This is a genomic window from Streptomyces sp. NPDC097981, assembly GCF_040302565.1.
GTDB lineage: Bacteria > Actinomycetota > Actinomycetes > Streptomycetales > Streptomycetaceae > Streptomyces.
On sequence record NZ_JBEORW010000199.1, the window covers coordinates 1 to 1,104 of the forward strand.

Annotated in this window: 1 protein-coding gene; it reads right to left on the bottom strand. The window is 68.9% G+C overall.

Going from position 1 to position 1,104, the window contains the following annotated elements:
* A partial coding sequence (locus ABTY04_RS41050) for an acyl-CoA carboxylase subunit beta (RefSeq protein ID WP_352218530.1) occupies positions 1-1,104 on the bottom strand: 1,104 nt, incomplete at both ends.

The window sequence follows — 1,104 nt, forward strand, 5'->3', positions numbered from 1 at the left end:
CGGCAGATCGGCGTGCTTGCTGCGGAGCATCGCGAGGGCGCTGATCAGGGTTTCGCGGGTCTCCGCCGGGTCGATGACGTCGTCCACGAGACCGCGCTCGGCCGCGTAGTACGGGTGCATCAGCTCGGCCTTGTACTCCTTGACCATGCGCGCGCGCATCGCCTCGGGGTCCTCGGCCTCCGCGATCTGCTTGCGGAAGATGACGTTGGCGGCGCCCTCGGCGCCCATGACCGCGATCTCGTTCGTCGGCCAGGCGTACGTGATGTCCGCGCCGATGGACTGCGAGTCCATGACGATGTACGCGCCCCCGTAGGCCTTGCGCAGGATCAGCGAGATCCGCGGGACCGTGGCGTTGCAGTACGCGTACAGCAGCTTGGCGCCGTGGCGGATGATGCCGCCGTGCTCCTGGTCCACTCCCGGGAGGAAGCCGGGGACGTCCAGCAGCGTGATGATCGGGATGTTGAAGGCGTCGCACATCTGGACGAAGCGCGCGGCCTTCTCGGAGGCCTCGATGTCGAGGACGCCGGCGAGGTGGGCGGGCTGGTTGGCGACGATGCCGACGACCTGGCCGTCGAGCCGGCCCAGGGCGCAGATGATGTTGCGGGCCCAGCGCTCGTGGATTTCGAGGACGTCGCCGTCGTCGACGAGCTCCTCGATCACCTTGTGCATGTCGTACGGGCGGTTGCCGTCCGCGGGGACCAGGTCCAGCAGGACGTCCGAGCGCCGGTCGGCGGGGTCGGAGGTCTCGTGGACCGGCGGGTTCTCCCGGTTGTTGGAGGGCAGCATCGAGATGAGGTAGCGGACCTCGGAGATGCAGGTCTCCTCGTCGTCGTACGCGAAGTGCGCGACGCCGGAGGTCTCGGCGTGCACGTCGGCGCCGCCGAGGCCGTTCTGGGAGATCTCCTCACCGGTGACGGCGCGGACGACGTCGGGGCCGGTGATGAACATCTGCGAGGTCTCACGGACCATGAACACGAAGTCCGTCAGGGCCGGCGAGTACGCGGCGCCGCCGGCACACGGGCCCAGCATCACCGAGATCTGCGGGATGACACCCGAGGCCCTGGTGTTGCGCTGGAAGATGCCGCCGTAGCCGGCGAGCGCGGA